Annotated in this window: 25 protein-coding genes and 2 tRNA genes; 9 read left to right on the top strand and 18 right to left on the bottom strand. The window is 61.3% G+C overall.

Going from position 1 to position 21,538, the window contains the following annotated elements; translation table 11 throughout:
• The first annotated feature begins 4 nt into the window (after nt 1-4).
• The 5 genes from N0B71_RS17850 to N0B71_RS17830 all read left to right on the top strand — a co-directional run bounded on the left by N0B71_RS17850 (nt 5) and on the right by N0B71_RS17830 (nt 4,418).
• On the top strand, nt 5-1,300 hold the full coding sequence (locus tag N0B71_RS17850) for a zonular occludens toxin domain-containing protein (RefSeq protein WP_259753449.1): 1,296 nt from the start codon (nt 5-7) through the stop codon (nt 1,298-1,300).
• 239 nt (nt 1,301-1,539) lie between these two features.
• Nucleotides 1,540-2,832, top strand: coding sequence for a hypothetical protein (locus N0B71_RS17845; RefSeq protein WP_259754007.1), 1,293 nt, complete (start codon nt 1,540-1,542; stop codon nt 2,830-2,832).
• Nucleotides 2,833-2,872: 40 nt separating this feature from the next.
• Nucleotides 2,873-3,094 (top strand): AlpA family transcriptional regulator, encoded by a 222-nt coding sequence (locus tag N0B71_RS17840; RefSeq protein ID WP_259754006.1) that lies wholly within the window; start codon nt 2,873-2,875, stop codon nt 3,092-3,094.
• Nucleotides 3,091-3,303 carry a hypothetical protein gene (locus tag N0B71_RS17835; protein WP_088418198.1) on the top strand — a complete coding sequence of 71 codons (213 nt, stop codon included), beginning with the start codon at nt 3,091-3,093 and terminating at the stop codon, nt 3,301-3,303. The genes N0B71_RS17840 and N0B71_RS17835 overlap by 4 nt, the downstream gene beginning before the upstream one ends.
• Nucleotides 3,303-4,418 (top strand): tyrosine-type recombinase/integrase, encoded by a 1,116-nt coding sequence (locus tag N0B71_RS17830; protein WP_259754005.1) that lies wholly within the window; start codon nt 3,303-3,305, stop codon nt 4,416-4,418. The genes N0B71_RS17835 and N0B71_RS17830 overlap by 1 nt, the downstream gene beginning before the upstream one ends.
• Here the strand turns inward: N0B71_RS17830 and N0B71_RS17825 are convergent.
• The 11 genes from N0B71_RS17825 to N0B71_RS17775 form a co-directional block, all read right to left on the bottom strand.
• Entirely contained in the window at nt 4,415-4,702 is a 288-nt protein-coding gene (locus N0B71_RS17825; protein ID WP_259754003.1) for a hypothetical protein, read from the bottom strand. The two genes, N0B71_RS17830 and N0B71_RS17825, sit on opposite strands and share 4 nt — an antisense overlap.
• 88 nt (nt 4,703-4,790) lie before the next feature.
• Nucleotides 4,791-4,867, bottom strand: a tRNA-Pro gene (locus N0B71_RS17820).
• Nucleotides 4,868-4,952: 85 nt separating this feature from the next.
• On the bottom strand, nt 4,953-5,309 hold the full coding sequence (locus tag N0B71_RS17815) for a MerR family transcriptional regulator (protein ID WP_015476661.1): 357 nt from the start codon (nt 5,307-5,309) through the stop codon (nt 4,953-4,955).
• Nucleotides 5,290-5,592, bottom strand: coding sequence for an integration host factor subunit alpha (gene ihfA, locus N0B71_RS17810; protein ID WP_003090661.1), 303 nt, complete (start codon nt 5,590-5,592; stop codon nt 5,290-5,292). Before ihfA ends, N0B71_RS17815 begins: the two co-directional genes overlap by 20 nt.
• A 3-nt stretch (nt 5,593-5,595) precedes the next feature.
• On the bottom strand, nt 5,596-7,974 hold the full coding sequence (gene pheT / locus N0B71_RS17805) for a phenylalanine--tRNA ligase subunit beta (protein WP_259754002.1): 2,379 nt from the start codon (nt 7,972-7,974) through the stop codon (nt 5,596-5,598).
• A gap of 34 nt (nt 7,975-8,008) precedes the next feature.
• Nucleotides 8,009-9,025, bottom strand: a complete 1,017-nt coding sequence (pheS, locus tag N0B71_RS17800) for a phenylalanine--tRNA ligase subunit alpha (protein WP_259754001.1) — start codon at nt 9,023-9,025, stop codon at nt 8,009-8,011.
• Between the two features lie 97 nt (nt 9,026-9,122).
• The gene (rplT, locus tag N0B71_RS17795; RefSeq protein ID WP_003099086.1) at nt 9,123-9,479 is read right to left on the bottom strand and encodes a 50S ribosomal protein L20; all 357 of its coding nucleotides are present in this window, start codon (nt 9,477-9,479) and stop codon (nt 9,123-9,125) included.
• 21 nt (nt 9,480-9,500) lie between these two features.
• Complete coding sequence (gene rpmI, locus N0B71_RS17790) at nt 9,501-9,695, bottom strand: 50S ribosomal protein L35 (protein WP_017516491.1); 195 nt, start codon at nt 9,693-9,695, stop codon at nt 9,501-9,503.
• A gap of 60 nt (nt 9,696-9,755) precedes the next feature.
• A complete protein-coding gene (infC, locus tag N0B71_RS17785; RefSeq protein ID WP_178119621.1) occupies nt 9,756-10,307 on the bottom strand; it encodes a translation initiation factor IF-3 in 552 nt (183 codons plus the stop codon).
• Nucleotides 10,307-12,229 (bottom strand): threonine--tRNA ligase, encoded by a 1,923-nt coding sequence (gene thrS, locus N0B71_RS17780; protein WP_259754000.1) that lies wholly within the window; start codon nt 12,227-12,229, stop codon nt 10,307-10,309. Before thrS ends, infC begins: the two co-directional genes overlap by 1 nt.
• Nucleotides 12,230-12,469: 240 nt before the next feature.
• Nucleotides 12,470-13,303 (bottom strand): alpha/beta fold hydrolase, encoded by an 834-nt coding sequence (locus N0B71_RS17775; RefSeq protein WP_259753999.1) that lies wholly within the window; start codon nt 13,301-13,303, stop codon nt 12,470-12,472.
• A 256-nt stretch (nt 13,304-13,559) separates the two neighbouring features.
• On the opposite strand from N0B71_RS17775, the gene N0B71_RS17770 reads away from it, so the two are divergent.
• Nucleotides 13,560-13,913, top strand: a complete 354-nt coding sequence (locus N0B71_RS17770; protein ID WP_259753997.1) for a histone-like nucleoid-structuring protein, MvaT/MvaU family — start codon at nt 13,560-13,562, stop codon at nt 13,911-13,913.
• Between the two features lie 439 nt (nt 13,914-14,352).
• Nucleotides 14,353-14,577, top strand: coding sequence for a hypothetical protein (locus N0B71_RS17765; RefSeq protein WP_259753995.1), 225 nt, complete (start codon nt 14,353-14,355; stop codon nt 14,575-14,577).
• 69 nt (nt 14,578-14,646) lie between these two features.
• Here N0B71_RS17765 and N0B71_RS17760 read toward each other — a convergent pair whose 3' ends face one another.
• Nucleotides 14,647-15,168 carry a DUF4946 domain-containing protein gene (locus N0B71_RS17760; protein ID WP_259753994.1) on the bottom strand — a complete coding sequence of 174 codons (522 nt, stop codon included), beginning with the start codon at nt 15,166-15,168 and terminating at the stop codon, nt 14,647-14,649.
• A gap of 255 nt (nt 15,169-15,423) precedes the next feature.
• Between N0B71_RS17760 and N0B71_RS17755 the strand changes: the two genes are divergently transcribed.
• On the top strand, nt 15,424-15,738 hold the full coding sequence (locus tag N0B71_RS17755) for a hypothetical protein (RefSeq protein WP_259753993.1): 315 nt from the start codon (nt 15,424-15,426) through the stop codon (nt 15,736-15,738).
• Nucleotides 15,739-15,949: 211 nt separating this feature from the next.
• Here the strand turns inward: N0B71_RS17755 and N0B71_RS17750 are convergent.
• Nucleotides 15,950-16,026: transfer RNA gene (locus tag N0B71_RS17750), tRNA-Val, on the bottom strand.
• Between the two features lie 185 nt (nt 16,027-16,211).
• Here N0B71_RS17750 and N0B71_RS17745 point away from each other — a divergent pair.
• Entirely contained in the window at nt 16,212-17,495 is a 1,284-nt protein-coding gene (locus N0B71_RS17745; protein ID WP_259753991.1) for an NAD(P)/FAD-dependent oxidoreductase, read from the top strand.
• A 34-nt stretch (nt 17,496-17,529) separates the two neighbouring features.
• Here N0B71_RS17745 and N0B71_RS17740 read toward each other — a convergent pair whose 3' ends face one another.
• The 5 genes from N0B71_RS17740 to N0B71_RS17720 all read right to left on the bottom strand — a co-directional run bounded on the left by N0B71_RS17740 (nt 17,530) and on the right by N0B71_RS17720 (nt 21,475).
• Nucleotides 17,530-18,501, bottom strand: a complete 972-nt coding sequence (locus N0B71_RS17740) for a formate/nitrite transporter family protein (RefSeq protein ID WP_259753990.1) — start codon at nt 18,499-18,501, stop codon at nt 17,530-17,532.
• A 76-nt stretch (nt 18,502-18,577) separates the two neighbouring features.
• Nucleotides 18,578-19,522, bottom strand: coding sequence for a PA2778 family cysteine peptidase (locus N0B71_RS17735; RefSeq protein WP_259753988.1), 945 nt, complete (start codon nt 19,520-19,522; stop codon nt 18,578-18,580).
• An 11-nt stretch (nt 19,523-19,533) separates the two neighbouring features.
• Entirely contained in the window at nt 19,534-19,929 is a 396-nt protein-coding gene (locus N0B71_RS17730) for a PA2779 family protein (RefSeq protein WP_259753987.1), read from the bottom strand.
• A 132-nt stretch (nt 19,930-20,061) separates the two neighbouring features.
• Complete coding sequence (locus tag N0B71_RS17725; protein ID WP_259753985.1) at nt 20,062-20,547, bottom strand: hypothetical protein; 486 nt, start codon at nt 20,545-20,547, stop codon at nt 20,062-20,064.
• A gap of 109 nt (nt 20,548-20,656) precedes the next feature.
• Nucleotides 20,657-21,475 carry a substrate-binding periplasmic protein gene (locus tag N0B71_RS17720; protein ID WP_259753984.1) on the bottom strand — a complete coding sequence of 273 codons (819 nt, stop codon included), beginning with the start codon at nt 21,473-21,475 and terminating at the stop codon, nt 20,657-20,659.
• Nucleotides 21,476-21,538 lie beyond the last annotated feature (63 nt).

The following is a 21,538-nucleotide window of genomic DNA, read 5'->3' as shown; positions in this document are numbered from 1 at the left end:
AATTATGTCGATCAAGATTCACCACGGCCCCAACGGCTCGTACAAAACCTCCGGCGCGATTCAGGACGATGCCGTCCCCGCGCTCAAGGAAGGCCGCGTCATTATCACCAACGTCCGGGGCTTCACCTTGGAACGGGCCTACACCGTCTTCCCTGATCTCCCCAACACCGCGCAGATCATCAACCTCGATCTCGAATCGCTGGCCGACCTCGAAAAGATGCGCACGTGGTTTCAGTGGGCGCCGCGGGGCGCGTTCCTGATCTTCGACGAAACCCAGTTGCTGTTCCCCAAGTCCTGGCGCGAACGTGATCTGGAAAAGTTCGACTTCCCTGGCGGTCCCGAGGCGGCGCACGAAGCGGATCGGCCTATGGGCTGGCTGGATGCCTGGACTCGGCACCGGCACTTCAACTGGGACATCGTCCTCACCACCCCGAACATCAGCTACATCCGCGACGACATCCGCATGACCTGCGAGATGGCCTACAAGCATTCCAACCTCGCAGTGATCGGCATCCCCGGCCGGTACAAGGAGGCCCAGCATGACGCCCAGCTCAACCGACCACCCGCTGACGGCACCATCGTCGAATACAAGCGAATCCGAAAGCAGACCTTCCGCCTCTACCAATCCACTGCCACCGGCAAAACCCAGGACACCAAGGCAGGGAAAAGCCTGCTCCGGTCGCCTAAGTTGGTTCTTCTACTGGCACTGCTGGCCGGCACTATTGGCTTTGTTAGCTATATGGGGCCTCTCAAGGTCGTGGGTGGTGGGGCTCAGCAAAGCCCTGATCCTGCCCATCCTCAGCAAAGCGCTCCACCTCATCCTCAAGGGACTGCTGTACCTGCTCCAGCGCCTGCTGCTGCGCGTAGCACTCTTCCTGCTGGTGCTGTTTTTGGCCAACCAAGTGTTTCGACTCTTCCACTAGCTGAGCACCCCTTCGCCGGGCGGCAGATCGTCGTGGCCGGCGTGGTGAAGGGCGACAAACAGGGCGAGCAGTTCGGCAAGAAAGGCGCGCTCTACATGTTCGCCATCACCGACAGCGAAGGGCGCCGGCTGATGCTCAATTCGCAACAGCTGAGCGAGTCCGGCTACCGCGTGCGGCCCCGCTCAGAGTGCGTCGCCGAGCTGTTCTATCAGAGCTACCACGAAACCATCGTGTGTGCGGGAGCCCTCCCCAGGCTGGCGCAAACGCCCCCTACACAGCCCGTCGTAGTCACTGCCGCCCCGGCAGAACCCAGCACACCGAATCTCACCATCGTCCCCGACTCCGAATATCCCGCACGCCCCTGGAGAACCCAATGACCCTGCACGGCCTCATCAACGCCCTTGGGCTGCTCGCATTCGCGTATGCGCTCGGTTTCCTCACCGCCCTGCAGGTGATGCAGCCGGTCGGGGCGTTTCCGTTTTGAGTCGGCGAGCCGCGCCGCCGGCCGGGAGCGCCAGGCACGAGCGGTAGGCCGAAGGCGCGGCCGACGACCCTGTAACACGTCGGATAGCTAACGAGTAAGCACCTCAATAAACCTCATTGAAGGTACGAAAGAATGAAAAAGGCAGTTCACCCCCTCCGCCTGATCCTCAAGGAGACCGGAGATTTTTATGAGTCGTCCGAAGGACGGATTTTCATGGACCCGAGCAACGGCAGATTCGCCGACCTGTCGGGTGTGCGCCTGCTGCGCTGTGGCGTCGATACCGTGCGGCAGCTGTACAACGGGATGATCCGCCCGGAAGTGATGGCGTTGTTCGATGAGCCGGAAGATCTCGTCAATTTCGCCGGCTACAAGTGGGCCAAGGGCCGCATCGGCCGGGATTCGGGCTACCAGTACCGCCTGCAGAACGCCGACATGGGCCTGATCCTGCTGATCAAAAATCACAACGTGAAGCTGGAGAACATCGGCCCGCACCTCAAGATTGAAGTGTCGCCGCACGCCCTGGATGGTGCCGATCCGAAGATCCTGCAGGGCGTAATGGATGACCTGGCCGCTGGCGTTCTCTCGGCCTGCGAGGTGAACCAGTGCGCCGTCCACATCGCCCTCGATGTCCAGGGCTGGACCCCACCAGCAGACTTCGTGGATCGCATGCACTGCCGGTCCCGGCGTGTACGCCAAATCAGCGGCATCGACCGCATCGAGTACGACGGCAACGCCTCGGTCTATGGGCGTGGTGAGACCTTTATGTTCGGCTCGGCCAACGGCCTGCAGATGTGCCTGTACAACAAGACGCTGCAGGCGAGAGCGACAGACAAACTCGACTATTGGGAATCCGTGTGGGCCTCCCTGAACGGCGATCCCTTCGGCGATGGTGAACCTGCCTTCAACCCGCTGGAAACCGTGTGGCGCATCGAATTCCGCTTCCACCATTCCATCGTCCAGCAGTTCTCCGAAGGCTCCACGATGACCTCTGGCGAGGTGATTGGCTGCCGCACCTACGAAGGCCTTTGCCCGCACCTGCAAGGCCTCTGGCAGTACGCCTGTGACAACTACAAGCTGATTTCCCGGGAAGGGATCTTCGACGCCTTCTGGTCGCTGATCAGCCTCGACACGAAGGTCCAGGTGGAAGCCGATCCGCTCATCGAACGCACCGAGTACCGCCGCTACTACAAGACCGCTCAGGGATTCTCCGGTAAGAACTGCGAGATGTTTCTGGGCCAGTTCGCCAGCCTGATCGCACGGGAGCGCATCCCGCCAAAAAAAGCGCTTGAGGTCGGGAGAACGCTCCCCTTCTGGCATGTGATCGAAGACCACTACACCGCCAAGGGCTACAGCACTCGCGACCTCGAAAAACACGTCATCGGATTGATCAACGATCGCTACATCAGGCGGGGCTACGCCATTTGATGACATCAGCGGATCAAGTAGTAGCGATGGAGTAAGAGAAATGGAATCGAAGGCATGCACTCGCAGAATACTGCGCTTACCCGAAGTGATTCATCTTTGCGGAATCAAGCGCTCGACCATCTATCTCTGGATGAGCGCGGGAGCGTTTCCCAAGGCCAAACAGATTGGCCCATCGATAGTGGGGTGGGACTCCCTGGAAATCGATCAGTGGATCTCCGCTCGACTCAATGGAGAGGACTGGAAGCCTGAGGGGGAAGCATGAGCAGAGAACTGATCAAGATTGCCGAATTCCAGCGTCGTTACTGGGGAGCAAACGGCACACCGCTCTGCAGTCAGACAATACGTAACCAGATCCGCAACGGCGATATTCCGGGCGTCAGGATCGGCAAGCTCTGGTATGTGGATTGGCGAGCTTTCAATAAGGGGACAAGCAACGAACTGGTCGCCATGGTGCTCAAGGACCACTGCTGATGTCACCGCGTCCTCGTAACAAAGCAAATAGATCCCTTCCGCAGAATCTCTACTTCGACGGTCGACGCAGGACTTTCAGGTACAGGCGCCCTACTGATGGCGTCTGGTTTCAATTCGGAAAGGATCGGCTCAAGGCAATTGATGCCGCCAAACAACTGAATCTCACCTTCATGGAAGGTGCCGACCTGGTTGCCAAGGTTAGAGGCCTGGCTACAACCTTATTCGTCGACTTCCTGGATTATTACCAGCGCGAAGTATTGCCGCCTCGCGAGTTGGCAAAAGCCACCCTGGAACTCTACGCAGTGAGATTCAGGCAGTTCCGAGCAGCCTGGCCGTCTCAGGCCGTGGATGAAATCACGCTTCGAATGGCCGCAGCACTGCTCGATGGACTGACCCCGAGAGCGTCCAACCAAGCAAGAGCGCTTCTTATCGACATCTTCAACCACGCCGCCGCAAAGGGACTGTGCCCGGATAATCCTGCCGCAGGGACTATCCCCAAGATCGAAAAGAAGCAGCGCAAGCGTCATACCGGGGAAGGACTCAAAGCGATCAGAGAACAATCTCCGACCTGGCTGCAGAATGCGATTGATCTTGCGCTGATCACTGGCCAGAGGCGATCAGACATATTGTCGATGAAATTCGACGATATCCGGGACGGGTTTCTGTACGTCATCCAGCAGAAGACAGCGAAAGTATCGGATACGGCATGGATCCGTTTCCAAGTTACCCCTGAGCTGCAGGATGTATTGGATCGGTGTAACGATGGCATCCCCTCCCCCTTCCTGATCCATCGGCGACCGGACCGGAAGCTGGGGCTTGCTGACCGCAAGGAGCATTGGACGAAGATCGATGAGCGCTATCTGTCCAGGGCATTCAAGGAAGCGCGGGACGCTGCAGCCTGCTATTCAGGATGGAAAGACGAAGAAATGCCGGGCTTCCATGAGATTAGGGCCCTGTCGCTGCATTTGTATAAGAAGGCCGGGAAAGATGGCCAGAAGATCGCTGGGCATGCCAGCGCGGAGATGACGAAGAACTATCAGCGGGACCATGCCGAAGTGATTTGGTCTGATGCAACTCCGGACCTCGACATAAGCCTTATTTTCTCTGGCTCTTAGTCCGGAAGAGTCAGGAAAAATGCTATACCTGCGGAGAAGCCAACGACCGCCGCTCCTGCAGCTGCCCAAATATTGAACTGTAAGGACATTGCCGTGAGCTGGGAAATTGCATTGGCAACATGCTCTGTCTGCGCAGGATCAACACACAGTGGCCTGACGGTCAGGTTGTATGCTGTTTGTTGCTGTTCAGCCGACAGGTACCAGAACCAGCCGGACAGAATGCTCGCCATTGCCGCGACCAGATTGCAGCCCCAGCGAAGGGGTTTTATCAAGAATGCCAACATAGTTTTGCGCGCATTTTGCGCTAGTTTTGCGCAGTCCAGAAATGAAAACGGCCCAAGCACCGTAAGTACTTGAGCCGCTTATCAAATTTGGTCGGGACGGAGTGATTCGAACACTCGACCCCTTGCACCCCATGCAAGTGCGCTACCAGGCTGCGCTACGCCCCGACGTTGCTTCCGAGTTCCCTCAGAAGCGGATCGCACTATACCCCAAGCAATTGCATTGGAGAAGTACTTTTTTCATTTTTTTCAGTTACTTGCGCAGCACGTGCAGCACGTCTTCCAATTCGGCGATCATTTGCCGGATCAGTTGCTTGTACTGGGTGGCGTCTTCGCGGGCTTCGTCTCCGGTGAGGCGCTGACGAGCGCCTCCGATGGTGAAGCCCTGGTCGTAGAGCAGCGCGCGGATCTGGCGAATCATAAGGACATCCTGGCGCTGGTAGTAGCGCCGGTTGCCTCGTCGCTTGACCGGGTTGAGTTGCGGGAACTCCTGTTCCCAGTACCGCAGCACGTGCGGCTTCACCGCGCACAGATCGCTCACTTCACCGATGGTGAAGTAGCGCTTGCCCGGAATGGGGGGCAGCTCGTCGTTATGACTTGGTTCCAGCATAAGCCTCAACCCTGGCCTTCAGTTTCTGCCCTGGACGAAAGGTGACGACGCGCCGGGCGGTGATCGGGATTTCCTCTCCCGTCTTCGGGTTGCGTCCAGGACGCTGGCGCTTGTCGCGCAGATCGAAGTTGCCGAAACCCGACAACTTCACCTGTTCGTTATGCTCCAGCGCCTGGCGGATCTCTTCGAAGAAGAGCTCCACCAGTTCCTTGGCTTCCCGCTTATTCAGGCCCAGCTCTTCGTACAGACGTTCAGCAATTTCAGCTTTCGTCAGAGCCCCCATACGCTACTTCCTTAACGTGGCGTTGAACCTTTGTTCCAGCGAGGCGACGATATTCTGCGTAGTCGCGTTCACCTCGTCATCATTAAGAGTGCGTGATGGATGCTGCCAGGTCAAGCCAACCGCCAAGCTTTTTCTAAGCGGATCAATGCCTTTACCGTGGTAGACGTCAAAGAGCCTGAGGTCTGTCAGCCATTCGCCTGCCGTTTCTCGGATATTTGCCAGGACGAATTCGGCCGGGGTATCCAGATCGACGATCAGCGCGAGGTCACGGCGCACTTCGGGGAAGCGCGACAGTTCGCTGAATTTCGGCAGGCGGCCCTTGGCGACTTCGGCCAGCACCAGCTCGAAGACATAGACCGGGCGATCCAGGTCCAGCGCCTTGGCCAGCTCCGGGTGCAGGGCGCCCAGGTAGCCGACCAGCACGCCGTCGCGCTCGATCTTGGCGGTCTGGCCCGGGTGCAGCGCCGGGTGCTCTGCCGGGGAGAAGGTGAAGGCATCGATGGCGCCGGCATTACCCAGCAGCGCTTCCACGTCGGCTTTCACGTCGAAGAAGTCGACGTTCTCGCGGCCGTTGGCCCAGCCTTCCGGCTGGCGAGCACCGCAGATGACACCCGCCAGCATGTTTTCTTGCACCAGCCCTTCCAGCTGACCGACGAAGCGCAAGCCGCTTTCGAACAGGCGAACGCGGGTCTGCTGGCGGTTGAGGTTGTGCTGCAGAGACCTCACCAGCCCCGGCCAGAGCGAGGCGCGCATGGCGGCCATGTCGGCGGAGATCGGGTTGGCCAGCATCAGCGGCTCGACGCCAGGGTGGAACAGCTGGAACAGCTTGGGATCGATGAAGCTGTAGGTGATGGCTTCCTGGTAGTCACGGGCGACCAGCAGGCGGCGCAGCGCCGGCAGTTCGGCCTGGGACTCGGACTTGGTGTTCGGCGCCAGGCGAGCCTGCGGGTAGCGGACCGGCAGGCGGTTGTAGCCGTACAGGCGGCCCAGCTCTTCGATCAGGTCGACTTCGATGGAGACGTCGAAACGATGGCTCGGCACGCCCACGGTCCAGGTGTCCGCACCCGCTTTCTGAACGTCGAATTCCAGGGCAGTGAGCAGACGCTCGATCTCGGCGTTTTCCAGGGTCATGCCTAGCATCTGGGTGACGCGCTCGGCACGCAGGGTGACCGGCGCGACCTTCGGCAGGTCGGCTTCGCTGACTTGCTCGACGATCGGGCCAGCTTCGCCGCCAACGATCTGCAGCAGCAATTCGGTGGCGCGCTCCATGGCGCGGCGGGCCAGTTGCGAGTCCACGCCACGCTCGAAGCGGTGCGAGGCATCGGTGTGCAGGCCATAGGAACGGGCCTTGCCGGCAACGGCGATATTGTCGAAGAAGGCGCTTTCGAGGAACAGATCGCGGGTCTTGGCGCTGACGCCGCTGTGCTCGCCACCCATCACGCCGGCGATAGCCAGGGCGCGCTCATGGTCGGCGATCACCAGCGTATCGGCACGCAGGGTGACTTCCTGGCCGTCGAGTAGGACGAGCTTCTCACCCTCCTCCGCCATGCGCACGCGCACACCGCCCTTGATCTCGTCGAGGTCGAAGGCGTGCATCGGCTGGCCCAGTTCGATCATCACGTAGTTGGTGATGTCGACGGCGGCGTCGATGCTGCGAATGTCGGAACGGCGCAGGCGCTCGACCATCCACAGGGGGGTCGGCTTGCTGAGGTCGACGTTGCGAATGACGCGCCCCAGGTAACGCGGGCAGGCCTTAGGCGCCAGCAGTTCGATGCTGCGCACTTCGTCGATATGCGGGGCAACGGCGTTGACCACCACCGGCTTGACCTCGGCGCTATAGAGCGCGCCGACTTCGCGAGCGAGGCCGGTCAGGGACAGGCAGTCGCCACGGTTCGGGGTCAGGCCGATCTCGATGGAGGCGTCGTCCAGTTCGAGGTAGTCGCGGATGTTGGCGCCCACCGGCGCATCCGCGGCGAGCTCCATCAGGCCGGCGTTCTCTTCGCTGATTTCCAGTTCTTTGGCCGAGCAAAGCATGCCGTTGGATTCAACGCCGCGCAGCTTGGCCTTCTTGATCTTGAAGTCGCCCGGCAGTTCGGCGCCGATCATGGCGAAGGGAATCTTCAGGCCTGGGCGCACGTTGGGCGCGCCGCAGACGACCTGGAAGGTCTCCGAACCGTTGCTGACCTGGCAGACGCGCAGCTTGTCGGCGTCCGGGTGCTGCTCGGTCGACAGCACTTCGCCCACGACGACGCCGCTGAACTGGCCGGCGACCGGAATCACGGCATCGACCTCGAGGCCCGCCATGGACAGACGAGCCACCAGCTCGTCACGGGATACCTGCGGATTTACCCAGCTCCGCAGCCACTGTTCACTGAATTTCATCCTGCTCTCCTGAATGCGTTGACGGTCGTGCGGGCTAGCGGAACTGGCCGAGGAACCGCAGATCGTTGTCGAAGAACAGGCGCAAGTCGTTCACACCATAGCGCAGCATGGCGAGACGCTCGATACCCATGCCGAAGGCGAAGCCCTGGTACTTCTCCGGGTCGATGCCGGACATGCGCAGCACGTCGGGGTGGACCATGCCGCAACCCATGACTTCCAGCCAGCCGGTTTGCTTGCAGACGCGGCAACCCTTGCCGCTGCAGAGCACGCACTGGATGTCGACTTCCGCCGAAGGCTCGGTGAAGGGGAAGAAGGACGGACGGAAGCGGACGGAGAATTCCTTCTCGAAGAAGGCGCGGAGGAATTCTTCGATGGTGCCTTTGAGGTCGGCGAAGCTGACGTCTTCATCGACCAGCAGACCTTCGACCTGGTGGAACATCGGCGAGTGGGTCAGGTCGGAGTCGCAGCGGTAGACGCGGCCCGGGCAGACAATGCGAATCGGCGGCTTCTGGCTTTCCATGGTGCGGACCTGTACCGGCGAGGTATGGGTGCGCAGCAGCATGTTCGCATTGAAGTAGAAGGTGTCGTGCATGGCACGAGCCGGGTGGTGACCCGGAATGTTGAGAGCTTCGAAGTTGTGGTAGTCGTCTTCGACTTCCGGCCCCTCAGCCACTTCATAGCCGATGCGGGTGAAGCACTGCTCGATGCGTTCCTTGGTGCGGGTGACCGGATGCAGGCCGCCGGAGGACTGGCCACGGCCCGGCAAGGTCACGTCGATACGCTCGGCTGCCAGCTTGGCGGCGAGGGCAGCGCCCTCCAGCTCGGCCTTGCGGGCGTTCAGCACATCCTGAACCTGTTCCTTGGCGACGTTGATCAGCGCGCCGACTTTCGGGCGCTCTTCGGCCGGCAGGTCGCCCAGGGTCTTCATGACCTGGGTCAGCTCGCCTTTCTTGCCGAGGTAGTGAACCCGGATCTGCTCCAGGGCGTTGACGTCTTCGGTGTTTCGCACGGCGTCCAGGGCCTGCGAAACCAGCGCGTCCAGGTTTTCCATGTACCAACTCCAGATACAAAATAGGGGAAGAGCGGTAAGGCTCTTCCCCTATCGGTGACGTTACGTCCGGACCGAGATCCGGTAACTGTCGTGGGGCTTAAGCCAGGCTGGCCTTCGCTTTCTCGACAATCGCGGTAAACGCCGCTTTTTCGTTCACAGCCAGATCGGCCAGGACCTTACGGTCGATCTCGATGGCCGCCTTTTTCAGGCCAGCGATCAGACGGCTATAGGACAGACCGTTCTGACGAGCACCAGCGTTGATACGGGCGATCCACAGGGCGCGGAACTGACGCTTGCGCTGACGACGGTCACGGTAGGCGTATTGGCCAGCCTTGATTACCGCCTGCTTGGCAACGCGGAACACGCGCGAACGCGCGCCGTAGTAGCCTTTTGCGAGCTTCAGAATCTTTTTGTGACGACGACGGGCAATCACGCCACGCTTAACACGAGCCATTTATTTATCCTCTACCAGAAATCAACGCAGACGCAGGGAGCGTGCTACACGGCGAACGTCGGAAGCAGCGAGCATCGAAGTGCCGCGCAGCTGACGCTTACGCTTGGTGGTCATTTTGGTCAGGATGTGGCTCTTGAAAGCGTGCTTGTGCTTGATGCCACCAGCAGTCACTTTGAAGCGCTTTTTGGCGCCACTCTTGGTTTTCATCTTTGGCATGTTTAGTACTCCGCATTCGTTAACAACTGATAACCATCAGGCCTGCCAGTGCCCGGGAGGTTATTTACGCTTCTTGGGAGCGATGACCATCATCAGCTGGCGTCCTTCCAGCTTAGGATGCTGTTCCACGGTGCCGATTTCAGCGAGGTCGTTTTCGACTCGCTTGAGCAGCTCCATGCCCAGCTCCTGGTGGGCCATCTCACGACCACGGAATCGAAGCGATACCTTGGCCTTGTCCCCTTCATTAAGGAAACGTACCAGGTTGCGTAGTTTTACCTGGTAATCCCCTTCTTCCGTCCCTGGACGAAACTTGATTTCTTTGATCTGTTGCTGGTGCTGGTTTTTCTTCGCAGCAGCGGCTTGCTTCTTCTTCTCGAAGAGGTGCTTGCCGTAGTCCATGATGCGGCAGACAGGGGGCACCGCATCAGCAGAAATTTCCACCAGGTCCAGCTTGGCCTCGTCGGCTTGACGGAGGGCCTCGTCGAGGGAGACCACGCCAATCTGCTGACCGTCAGCACCAATCAGACGAACCTCACGGGCGGTGATGTTCTCGTTGATCGGCGGTTTCGGGAGAGCCCGCTTATCCTGTCTCATTTCACGCTTAATAATGATTACTCCGAGTCTTGGCGACCACGCCGGGAAACCGCCTGAGCGAGCAGCTCAGCGAACTGGGCGACCGGCATCGAGCCGAGGTCTGCCCCTTCGCGCGTACGTACGGCGACGGCCTGCGATTCAACTTCCCTATCACCGATAACCAACAGATAGGGAACCTTGAGCAAAGTATGCTCGCGGATTTTAAAGCCAATTTTCTCGTTTCTCAAGTCAGACTTGGCACGGAATCCGCTTTGCTCGAGCTGACGCACCACTTCTTCGGCCCATTCGCCCTGCTTGTCAGTGATATTCATCACCACGGCCTGGGTCGGCGCGAGCCAGGCCGGGAATTGGCCGGCGTAGTGCTCGATCAGCATACCGATGAAGCGCTCGAAGGAGCCGAGGATCGCGCGGTGCAGCATCACCGGACGGGTACGGCTGTTATCTTCGGCGATATAGCTGGCATCCAGACGCTCCGGCAGGTTCGGGTCGTACTGCAGGGTGCCGCACTGCCAATTACGGCCCAGGCAATCCTTCAGGGTGAACTCGATCTTCGGACCGTAGAAGGCGCCCTCGCCCGGCTGGTATTCCCACTCCAGGCCGGATTCGTTCAGCGCGTCGGCCAGCGCACTTTCGGCGCGGTCCCACAGCTCCTCGGAACCGACGCGCTTGGCCGGACGCGTGGACAGCTTCATCGAGACATCGGTGAAGCCGAAGTCCGAATAGACCTGCAGGGTCAGCTTGATGAAGTCCGCCGCTTCCTTCTTCACCTGTTCTTCGGTGCAGAAGATATGGGCGTCATCCTGAGTGAAGCCACGCACGCGCATGATGCCGTGCAGCGCGCCGGACGGCTCGTTGCGGTGGCAGGCGCCGAACTCGGCGAGGCGCAGCGGCAGGTCGCGGTAGGACTTCAGGCCCTGGTTGAAGATTTGCACGTGGCACGGGCAGTTCATCGGCTTGACCGCGAAGTCACGGCTCTCCGACGAGGTGGTGAACATGTTCTCGGCGTAGTTGGTCCAGTGGCCGGAACGCTCCCAGAGGATGCGATCGACAACCTGCGGGGTGCGCACTTCCACGTAGCCGTGCTCGCGCTGCACCTTGCGCATGTACTGCTCGAGCACCTGGTAAACGGTCCAGCCGTTCGGGTGCCAGAAGACCATGCCCGGCGCTTCTTCCTGAAGGTGGAAGAGGTCGAGCTGCTTGCCGATGCGGCGGTGATCGCGCTTCTCGGCCTCCTCGATGCGCTGGATGTACGCGGCCAGCTGCTTCTTGTCCGCCCAGGCGGTGCCGTAGACGCGCTGCAGCTGCTCGTTCTTCGAGTCGCCGCGCCAGTAGGCGCCGGAGATCTTGGTGAGCTTGAAGGCCTTCAGGAAGCGGGTGTTCGGCACGTGCGGGCCGCGGCACATGTCCACGTACTCCTCGTGGAAGTACAGGCCCATGGCCTTCTCGTCCGGCATGTCGTCGATAAGGCGCAGCTTGTACTCCTCACCACGGGCCTTGAAGGTCTCGATGACTTCGGCGCGCGGCGTCATCTTCTTGATGACGTCGTAGTCCTTGTCGATCAGCTCGGCCATGCGTTTTTCGATGGCCGCCATGTCCTCGGGCGTGAAGGGGCGCTCGAAGGCGATGTCGTAATAGAAGCCTTCATCGATCACCGGGCCGATGACCATCTTGGCGGTCGGGTACAACTGCTTGACCGCGTGGCCCACCAGGTGAGCGCAGGAGTGGCGGATGATCTCCAGCCCGTCCTCGTCCTTCGGGGTAATGATCTGCAGGGTCGCGTCGCTGTCGATGATGTCGCAGGCATCGACCAGGCGGCCGTTGACCTTGCCGGCCAGGGTGGCTTTTGCCAGGCCTGCGCCAATGGATTGCGCCACCTCGGTCACGCTGACCGGATGATCGAAGGAACGCTGACTACCGTCGGGAAGAGTAATGATGGGCATGGCGCCTCCTCTCCTAGTGGTGACCCCTACGAAAGGCCACATGGGTTGGGATGTGCCAGTAAGCGTCGTCCGCCGGGCAGGCCTGCCTCACAGTGGCAGGCGCCTTGTCGGCACCCTGCGCAGTCGCGCGCGGACGTAGATCACTGGAAGAAATCGAAACGTGCCCGCAAACGATAGCGGGCAAGGCGCACGATGTTACTGCAAGTTGGGGAAGCTGACGAGCGGCAAGCCTGACTTCACTCAGTACTGCTCGACAAATTCCAGAACCGCACGATTGAAGGACGCGGGACGGATCACATTCATGCCGTGCGACGCACCAGGAATGATGATCGACCGCGCATCGGCGAGCGTCGACTGCAAGGCCTGCAGAATACGCGGAAACGGTTCCGGACTTCTGGCTCCGCCAATCAGCAACACAGGCAATTGCAACTGCGCAATCTGCTGATGGTTGATCGGGACTGGATGATCAACCACCTGCCCGATCAAGGTCATGGCATTGGCGGCCGCCATCTCGCGAAACTGCCGCGAAGAACGCGACCAGACTCCCGCGCCACTGACGGTATCGACAAAGAGTCGCAAGCCCTCCTCCACCGATCCCGCGCGAATCATTTCCAATGCCTGCTGACGAAACTGATTGCGCTCCATCGAAGATGCTGGCTTTTCGATATTTACCGCGGCGAATACATCATCGGCAAAGTCGCCCCCAGGATCCGCCAGTGTCAACGAAAGTAATTTCCGAGGCGCCTCCACCGCCACGCGCAAACAAATATTACCGCCTCGTGAATGCCCCACGAGATGAGCCGGGCCAGGCAACTGATCGAGCAGTGCCAACACATCATTCACATGCTGCTGCGTGGTAAACCCCGCACCGTCTCCATTCCAGACTTCCGGAAAGTAGTGGCGCAAGCTGGGCGCTATTACCCGGTAATGGGCGGATAACGCGTCGAACTGTCCCTGCCAGTAGCGATAGTCGCAGAGCGACCCGTGCACCAGCAGCAACGCCGCGCCTTGGCCGGCGACCTGGCACGTCAGTTCATAATTATTGACCCGGTATTGCACTATTTCGTTATTCATCTACAACCCGCACGCAACGCACCACAATAAAGCACACCGATTGCACAAGGGCGACGAGTCCACGAAAACCCGAACCATGCCCTTTAGCTCGCGCATTATGGTCCACTGTTTTCTTAATCCCCTACCCCTTTGTGCACGACCCACCTCGCAAGTGCGTATTTCCCAATCGCAACAATTCATATATTCAGTTGACGCGAACAATCACAAGCACACAGAATCGCACCGAACTAATCACCCTGTATACGGGAGCACCCAGATGTCCAAACTTGCGGAATTCCGCGAAGCCGAGCGCAAACTCCAGGAACAACTCGCTCTGCTTGAAAAACTCAAGAGCGATGGCGGCCTGAAAAAGGAACTGGAGTTCAAGGATCAACTGCAAGCCTTGATGGACCAGTACGGCATGAACCTGCGCAATGTCGTCGAGATTCTCGACCCGCAGACTTCCGCCGAGCCAGTTGCCGCGCAACAACCGCGTCGCACTCGCCAACTGAAGGTCTATAAGAATCCGCATAATGGCGAAACCATCGAGACCAAAGGCGGCAATCACAAGACCCTGAAAGCCTGGAAACAACAATACGGCGGCGACACCGTAGAATCCTGGCTGCAGTAATATCGAGGTACCGCGGAGCGCTCCCGCTCCGCGGTATACCTGCTCCGCCCGGCAAGATCTGACCGACGGCTGTATAAAAACTAGCCATCGTTAGCATAAATCCTTATAATCCACCCAGCGAACACCAAACCCAAGGTCGCCCCTCCCAGCACTCCCTACCTGATCCAGGGCAGAAGCTGGGCTCTACAGGGCCACGGCCAGCGCATCCTCCGCATCGATTCCAGAGCACGCCAACCGCGCCAGGAACATTTGCCCGAGCGATCACGCCTACGTCAGATCATCTGCCCGACCCAACGCCGCAGCCTGACGCGAACCGAACCTCAAGTTTTCAATCGCTGCCATATTCCGGTCATACGCTTTCTGCATCCTCAGATCGCACCCGGAGCTTTTGACGATTTCGACGGTCATAGGACCGTTACCTATTTGGAAAGACAAGACAATGAAAACCTCCCTGCAAATCCAGGAGGCGATTCGCACCCTCTCGGCGGCCTTCGCCCCTCTGAACTGCGTCATCCAGGCCAAGCGCAAGCATGGTTTCAGCTTCACCCTGGTGAACGAGCATGGCATCGCCAAGCACACCGAGCGCCTCTACCCCCAGCAGTACCAGGGCGAGGCGCCGCTGAACGCGGTGATCCAGCGAGTGCAAGCCACCATCGCTGCATGAGCCTGAAAACGAAAAAGCCCCGCCTGAGCGGGGCTTTTGCTTTTCTGCCTTCTATATAAAGGCAGCGCCTCAGTTGAGGCTGATGCCTGCCTTCACCGACTCGATTTCTGCCATCAGCGCCGCGTAGCGCTGCGCCGGCGCCGCATAGGTCAGCGAATACGCCGCGCCATCACCCAGGGCCACCTGCAGCGTCTGCTTGAGCACCTCGGTGCCGTTCTGGCTGATACCGCAATGCACCTCCAGACCGTCCAGCCCTCCCAGCCGGGTGTTCAGCGGCCTGCTGCATGCCGCTTGAAACCCCTGGCGCATGAAGTCCTTCTGCAATGCCTTGCGCATTTCGACGATGACATTCTCGACACTGACCGCGACGCCGGAAGCCAGTCGACTGCGCGTCACTTCCATCACCAGGTCCTGGGAGCCGTCTTGCGCCATGCGCACACCGCGCTGACGCACTACCGGGGCATCGACTGACGAATCTGCCGGCGACCGCGAGACTTCCCACCCCTGCGGCCAGATCACCTGCATTTCCGCCAACGCCGACAGCGGCGCCAGCAATACGCCAAGGAACAGCCAGGAACGCAGACCACCCATCATCACCTCCGAGCACAGACAACGACCAACATAGCAGGCGCACCCGAATCACCCCACGAGAATCGACAACTCGGCAGCGCATCGCCGCCCCACACGATTTAGCGAGGCGATTTTTCGCTTTCACCACCTGAGCCCCACCGAGAAAACCGGAGCCGGAGAAAACCCTCCCAGCGCCCACACCCGGCAGGCAGAAGACAAGCGCAAGCGCCATACTGAGAAGGACAGAGCACCCGATCGCAGGCTCAGTGAGGTCACATGAAGAAGCTCACAGCGTTGTTCCTGCTCATGACGCTTGCCAGCGGCGCCCAGGCTTCCGACTTCTGCACCGGCATCGGCCTGTTCGCACGCGCCGGCGCCCTGTATCGAAACGAGGGCAAAACCGAACAGCAGGCAATTGCCGCCGTCCACGAAGGAAGCGCCAAGCTCGATGCGGATACCCAGGTCGTCGTCAGGTATTTCGTGCGCTTCGGCTACCACGGCGATCAGACGCCCGATGAGGCGTATGCCAACGCCGAACAGAAATGCCGACAGTACGAAGCCTACAGCGAACGCAGGAATGCGATGAACTAGCAGCGCCCGGACAGCCCACCCGCCCTGCGAGCAACGCAACGACCGAATCGTTACCGGAACGAGGAATAAAGGAACAACGGGGGGAGCAGGAAGAAGGCAACGGCGCGATACGCGAACTACCTACACCGAGGGCGCCCGCAGAAAATACGCCAAAACAAAAAGGGCGATCCTTTCGGATCGCCCTCTAAGTACCGCCAGAAGCGGATTTGTTTGGTAGGCACAATTGGACTCGAACCAACGACCCCCACCATGTCAAGGTGGTGCTCTAACCAACTGAGCTATGTGCCTGTCGTGTGGGGCGCATTCTACGCGATGGTTTTGGAGCGTCAAGCACTTTTTTCGCTAACTTACTGAAAAAGTGAATTTTTTTATGTTCGACCGTCCGTAAATTATTTTGCACGGGCACTAGCCGGCCAGATGCGACTCAGGTAGCATCCGCACATCTCGTAAAAAATAACAAACACAGGTGCATTATGCCGCACACCTCCTACCCCTCTTCCTATTACGCAGCGTCGGCCAACCCGGTTCCGGCCCGTCCTGAACTGCAGGGCGAGGTGGAAACCGATGTCTGCGTGATCGGTGCAGGCTATACCGGCCTGTCGACCGCCCTGTTCCTGCTGGAAAACGGTTTCAAGGTCACCGTGCTGGAAGCCGCCAAGGTCGGTTTCGGCGCGTCGGGCCGTAACGGCGGTCAGATCGTCAACAGCTACAGCCGCGACATCGACGTCATCGAACGCAGCGTCGGCGCCAAGCAGGCGAAGCTGCTGGGCGACATGGCCTTCGAAGGCGGCCGCATCATTCGCGAGCGCATCGCCAAGTACAACATCCAGTGCGACCTGAAGGACGGCGGCGTGTTCGCGGCCCTCAGCGCCAAGCAGATGGGCCACCTGGAATCGCAGAAGAAGCTCTGGGAGCGCTTCGGCCACACCCAGCTGGAACTGATGGACGCCAAGCGCATCCGCGAAGTCGTCGGCACCGACAGCTATGTCGGCGGCATGCTCGACATGAGCGGCGGCCACATCCACCCGCTGAACCTCGCCCTGGGCGAAGCCGCAGCCGTGGAATCCCTGGGCGGCGTGATCCACGAGCAGTCCCCGGCGGTGAAGATCGACCGTGGCGCCAACCCGGTGGTCCATACCCCGAAGGGCCGTGTGAAAGCCAAGTTCATCGTGGTGGCCGGCAACGCCTACCTCGGCGGCCTGGTGCCGGAGCTGGCCTCCAAGTCCATGCCGTGCGGCACCCAGGTGATCACCACCGAGCCGCTGAGCGCCGACCTGGCCAAATCGCTGCTGCCGACCGACTACTGCGTCGAGGATTGCAACTATCTGCTCGACTACTACCGCCTGACCAGCGACAACCGCCTGATCTTCGGTGGTGGCGTGGTCTACGGTGCGCGCGACCCGTCGAACATCGAGGCGATCATTCGTCCGAAGATGCTCAAGGTCTTCCCGCAGCTGAAGAACGTGAAGATCGACTTCGCCTGGACCGGCAACTTCCTGCTGACCCTGTCGCGCCTGCCGCAGGTTGGCCGCATCGGCGACAACATCTATTACTCCCAGGGCTGCTCCGGCCACGGCGTCACCTACACGCACCTGGCGGGCAAGCTGCTGGCCGAAGTGCTGCGCGGCCAGGCCGAGCGTTTCGATGCCTTCGCCACCCTGCCGCACTACCCCTTCCCGGGTGGCCGTATGTTCCAGGTACCGTTCTCCGCGATCGGCGCCTGGTACTACACCATGCGTGACAAGCTGGGCATCTGACGCCTCGCGTCGTACCGCCCGAAAAAACGGCGCCTCAGGGCGCCGTTTTCTTTTCCGGGAGCTTTTCCGGCGGCGACGACGTATCGCTGCGCACCTGGGCATGGCTCATCAACGCGAAGATCAGGCTGCCGCCGACGATATTGCCCGCCAGCGTGGGCAGCGCGAAGTCGATGACGAACGCACCGGGGCCAACCTCGCCGGCGAACATCAGGTAACCCACCTCGCAGGTCCCGACCACGATATGGCTGAAGCTGCCCAGCGCCATGAGGTAGGTGACCAGGAAGATGATCCACACTTTGGCGTGCTCCGCCGCCGGCACCAGCCAGACCATGGTGGCGATCATCCAGCCGGAGACGATGCCCTTGGAAAACATCTGCCAGTGGTCGTTCTCCATCACCTCGCGGCCGATATCGAGAAAGGCCTGGTCCGCCTTGGTGTCGAAGATCGGCAAATGCAGCATGCCGTAGGCGAACAGCAGCGCGCCGACCACGTTGCCCGCCAGCACCACCGACCACAGCCGCAGCAGCTGACCGAACTTCTCCAGTGTCGGCTCGCTCATCACGGGCAGCACCGCCGTCAGGGTGTTTTCGGTGAACAGTTGCTGGCGCGCGAGGATGATCGCCAGAAAGCCCACCGGGTAGCCGAGGCTGGTGGTGATCACCGCCATGTCGTGCTCCGGCAGTCGTGCGCGGAATAGCCCCATGGCCATCAGCGACAGGCCGATGGTCAGCCCGGCGGCCAGTGCCGACCACCAGAGCGCCGCCAGGGTGCGGTCCAGTTCGTGATTGCCCTGCAGGCGAATAACCTCATGCAGAACCAACGGCCGCGGCGGCTGGCTCTTCTCGACCTTGCGCCGCTCCTCGGCGGAGAGGTCGTCCGCGGTGTCGCTCTCCGCCTTCGCGTCCTGCGCCTCACCACGGGGCGCGGGCTCAGGGCGCTCCTTCGCCTCATCGGAACTGGCTCGCGACTGGGCGCCGCCGCGTACCGGTGGATTTTCGCTCGCCATGCAAGACACCTCGCTGAGGGGGTATTGCTGGGTTAGGCTGCGTTCGCCCCGCTTCGGTTCAGGAAACCTGCGCTGCTCAGTTCGCCGGGCATGCCGGCACCGCCTGGCAACGGGCTCCCGCAACCGCCGTGGTACCGACCGACTGCGAGAAGCGCGCATCGTCCGGCGCCAGCTGCCGCGCGCAACTCGCCGCCGCGCCGGCCTGCTGCGGGCAACCGCGCTCACCCAGCACGTTGGCGAGGTTGAACCAGCCCGCTGCAAAGGTCGGCTTGGCATCGACACTGCGGCGCAGCGCGTCCTCGGCGTCGCCCAGCTTGCCGTCCGTGTAGCGCGCATTGGCCAGGGCGAACCAGCCGAGCGACTCCTGTGGCCAGGCGTTCGTGGCCGTACGGTAGGCCTGCTCGGCCAAGGCTGGCTGGCCGGTTTCCTCCAGATCGTGGGCCGCCTTCAGCCAGGTGGTCGGCTCCGCCGTGGCCGGCAGGCGATCGGCGGGCACGGTCAGCACCGCCCAGCGTTGGCTGCGCTTCCAGGTCACGTCGAAGGCGGTGAAGTCGATCACCAGGCGCTCGGTGATGCCCGAACGCAGGATCAGTTCATGGCGGGTGCGGTCAAAGCCGACCACCACCGCGAAGTGCCAGACCGGCAGCCAGTCGAGCCCCTGGTTCTGCAGGATCAGCACCGGATTGCCCGCGGCCACCTCGCTGAGGATGTTCTCCAGGCGCGGCTTGAGCGGATAGACCAGCATGCCCCTCTCCCGCGCCGCCGCCACCAGCTCCACCTGCAGGCTGCCCTCGCGCCCGGGGATGAATACCCGATCCTTCAGCGCCCGCGGGGTCACCCGCACGCCACGCTGGTTGAGCATGGTCGCCAGTGCGGCGGGGCCGCATTGGAACTCCTGCTGGGGGAAGAACTGCACGTCGCGAAGCTCGACCCGCTCCGGCAACGCATCGACACTGGATGGCAACGTCGGCGACTGCGCGCAGCCGCCGAGTGCCACGGCCGCCGCGAACGCGACGGCCATGGCCCAGCGCCTCAACGCTGGCACCGGACGAAGGTGAAGATGTGCGTGATACAGAGCATGTCGGTGATCACGAAGATCAGCAGGAACAACAGGATGATGCCGATGATGCCACCGGCGGGCGCCTCGTCCAGTTGCTGGTTGAACTGCGCCAGCTCTTCATTGGACAGGCTCTTGATGCGCTGCTCGACCTTGCTGCGTTCCACGCCCATGGACTGCAGCTTCTTCTGCACGCCCTGGTCATCGAGCATCTTCAACAGCTGTTCACGGTCGACCTGTTGCTGCCGAGCCTGCAACACTTCGCCTGTGCCCACCATGGCGGCCTGGGCCAACGGGACTTGCGCCACCACACCCAGCTGCGCGAACACCAGGACTGCTGCAAGGCTTTTCACCCGTTTTGTTATGGTCATTCTGGGTCACCTCATCATGGACTGCATGCACTAAGCAGGAGGTGCAGGCCGCTCGCACGCGAGGCAACCAACCGCCACGCTCCCGCCACGTTGGCGGCAACCGCAGGGGCCGCTCTCTAGTGAGATTGCAGTTCAGGAAAAGAGTTCGAAGCGCAGGTGACGCCACTCGGTGTCCAGGTGGCCCAGGTAGATGCAGGCACAGCCGCGGGGAAAGAGCATGTGCTCCGGCCCGATGCCTGGGCCCTCCAGGCGCAGCAGGCGCCCCCAGGGATGGTGGCTGACGCGCCCGCGCACATCCTCGACCGTACCGCCGCGCCACCAGTGGATGGCCGCTTCGGCATCCTCGACGCCGTCGGGCTGTTCGATGCGCACCGGCTCATCGCGCCAGCCAATCACCCGTTGCGGGTCGAACCCGGTCTGCTGCGCCAGCGGCAGCGGCGTAATCCACACCGCGCCGTCACGCTCTTCCAGCGACACCGCCAACGGGCGCCATTGCGCCTGCTCCAGCGCCCAGAGCAGGTCGCCGTCGATGGCCAGCGAAGGTTCGGGCTGAGCCTGGATGCGGAAGCCGGGGCAGACCAGCACACCCTCGCGCAGGGGAATGCGCAGGTCGCTCATGTCGGCTCCGGCAGGTCAGGGCAGTGAAGGAACAACACAGCGCGGCGCACTTCATCCTCCCTACGGCTGGCGCGCGAACGGCAGCGGCGATTCTAGGGAATCGGGCGGCTCAGGGCGACTTCTGTTTCGCTTTCTGGCGCTCGAGGAAGTCCACCTTCCACTGCTCCACGCCCAGGTGCTCGGAGTCCAGGCTCGCCTCGACGCCATACCTGGCCTTGAGTGCCGCCACCGCCTGGGCATGCTCGACCAGGAAGCGGTCGAAACGCTCCACCAGTTCACCCTGCTTCAGGGTGGAGAGGTGAAAGGCACTGCGGGTGTGCGGCAGGGAGGGGTCGAACACCAGCGCACCGGGTTTCGCGCGGATGTTGTCCAGGTAGTAGGTGGCGACCACCACGTTGAAGTAGGCGCCGCCGGCCTGCTTCTTCAGCGCGGTGTGGATCATCTGCCGGAGGTCGGCGCCGGGCGCCACGGCGATCTGCCCCGCCTGCACCTGCAGCTCGTACCCGCGCGGGGTCCAGCCGTCCACCAGCGCCAGCGTCTTCAGCGTGCCGACGCCCTGCCCCAGGCGCTCCGGCGCCACCAGCACGCCATCGACGTACTCGGTCACCGGCTGGCTGTAGCGCAGGGCCTTCCCGGCCTTCTGCTCAGGCGCCCAGTTGGGGTTGTCCGGGTACTTCAGATCGACCTGGCCGGACAGCAATGCCGGCAGCAACGCGTCCACCGGCAGCGGGCGATATTCCAGGGTGATGCCGCTGGTGCTGGCGAACAGGTCCAGCAATTCGCGGGCGAAGCCCTGGTAATGGCCCTGGGCATCAGTGGTGTAGTGCGGGGCGAAGGCGAGATTCTCGACGCCGACCACGTAGGTCTGCGCCATCGCGCTGCTGGAAAGGATGCTGGCGAGCGCGCAGCAGACTGCCTTGAGCTTCAAACGACTCTCCTTGTTACCTGTTGTTTTTGTTTTGTGCGGCGGGCCGGGCGCCCGCCGTGGCGG

Source organism: Pseudomonas sp. GCEP-101, from assembly GCF_025133575.1.
Classification (GTDB): Bacteria; Pseudomonadota; Gammaproteobacteria; order Pseudomonadales; family Pseudomonadaceae; genus Pseudomonas; species Pseudomonas nitroreducens_B.
This window is presented reverse-complemented; position numbering and strand designations above follow the sequence as displayed.

What these genes read in the sequence shown, in the direction of transcription:
- N0B71_RS17725 (WP_259753985.1), bottom strand. Translation starts at nt 20,547, where the DNA reads ATGAGCGACCTGCGCATTCCCCTGCGCGAGGGTGTGCTGGTCTGCCCC.
- pheT (WP_259754002.1), bottom strand. Translation starts at nt 7,974, where the DNA reads ATGAAATTCAGTGAACAGTGGCTGCGGAGCTGGGTAAATCCGCAGGTA.
- N0B71_RS17760 (WP_259753994.1), bottom strand. Translation starts at nt 15,168, where the DNA reads ATGGGTGGTCTGCGTTCCTGGCTGTTCCTTGGCGTATTGCTGGCGCCG.
- N0B71_RS17730 (WP_259753987.1), bottom strand. Translation starts at nt 19,929, where the DNA reads ATGACCATAACAAAACGGGTGAAAAGCCTTGCAGCAGTCCTGGTGTTC.
- N0B71_RS17825 (WP_259754003.1), bottom strand. Translation starts at nt 4,702, where the DNA reads ATGTTGGCATTCTTGATAAAACCCCTTCGCTGGGGCTGCAATCTGGTC.
- ihfA (WP_003090661.1), bottom strand. Translation starts at nt 5,592, where the DNA reads ATGGGGGCTCTGACGAAAGCTGAAATTGCTGAACGTCTGTACGAAGAG.
- rplT (WP_003099086.1), bottom strand. Translation starts at nt 9,479, where the DNA reads ATGGCTCGTGTTAAGCGTGGCGTGATTGCCCGTCGTCGTCACAAAAAG.
- pheS (WP_259754001.1), bottom strand. Translation starts at nt 9,025, where the DNA reads ATGGAAAACCTGGACGCGCTGGTTTCGCAGGCCCTGGACGCCGTGCGA.
- N0B71_RS17840 (WP_259754006.1), top strand. Translation starts at nt 2,873, where the DNA reads ATGGAATCGAAGGCATGCACTCGCAGAATACTGCGCTTACCCGAAGTG.
- N0B71_RS17735 (WP_259753988.1), bottom strand. Translation starts at nt 19,522, where the DNA reads ATGGCCGTCGCGTTCGCGGCGGCCGTGGCACTCGGCGGCTGCGCGCAG.
- N0B71_RS17850 (WP_259753449.1), top strand. Translation starts at nt 5, where the DNA reads ATGTCGATCAAGATTCACCACGGCCCCAACGGCTCGTACAAAACCTCC.
- N0B71_RS17745 (WP_259753991.1), top strand. Translation starts at nt 16,212, where the DNA reads ATGCCGCACACCTCCTACCCCTCTTCCTATTACGCAGCGTCGGCCAAC.
- thrS (WP_259754000.1), bottom strand. Translation starts at nt 12,229, where the DNA reads ATGCCCATCATTACTCTTCCCGACGGTAGTCAGCGTTCCTTCGATCAT.
- N0B71_RS17770 (WP_259753997.1), top strand. Translation starts at nt 13,560, where the DNA reads ATGTCCAAACTTGCGGAATTCCGCGAAGCCGAGCGCAAACTCCAGGAA.
- N0B71_RS17775 (WP_259753999.1), bottom strand. Translation starts at nt 13,303, where the DNA reads ATGAATAACGAAATAGTGCAATACCGGGTCAATAATTATGAACTGACG.
- N0B71_RS17740 (WP_259753990.1), bottom strand. Translation starts at nt 18,501, where the DNA reads ATGGCGAGCGAAAATCCACCGGTACGCGGCGGCGCCCAGTCGCGAGCC.
- N0B71_RS17755 (WP_259753993.1), top strand. Translation starts at nt 15,424, where the DNA reads ATGAAGAAGCTCACAGCGTTGTTCCTGCTCATGACGCTTGCCAGCGGC.
- N0B71_RS17765 (WP_259753995.1), top strand. Translation starts at nt 14,353, where the DNA reads ATGAAAACCTCCCTGCAAATCCAGGAGGCGATTCGCACCCTCTCGGCG.
- N0B71_RS17845 (WP_259754007.1), top strand. Translation starts at nt 1,540, where the DNA reads ATGAAAAAGGCAGTTCACCCCCTCCGCCTGATCCTCAAGGAGACCGGA.
- N0B71_RS17815 (WP_015476661.1), bottom strand. Translation starts at nt 5,309, where the DNA reads ATGCTGGAACCAAGTCATAACGACGAGCTGCCCCCCATTCCGGGCAAG.
- rpmI (WP_017516491.1), bottom strand. Translation starts at nt 9,695, where the DNA reads ATGCCAAAGATGAAAACCAAGAGTGGCGCCAAAAAGCGCTTCAAAGTG.
- N0B71_RS17830 (WP_259754005.1), top strand. Translation starts at nt 3,303, where the DNA reads ATGTCACCGCGTCCTCGTAACAAAGCAAATAGATCCCTTCCGCAGAAT.
- N0B71_RS17835 (WP_088418198.1), top strand. Translation starts at nt 3,091, where the DNA reads ATGAGCAGAGAACTGATCAAGATTGCCGAATTCCAGCGTCGTTACTGG.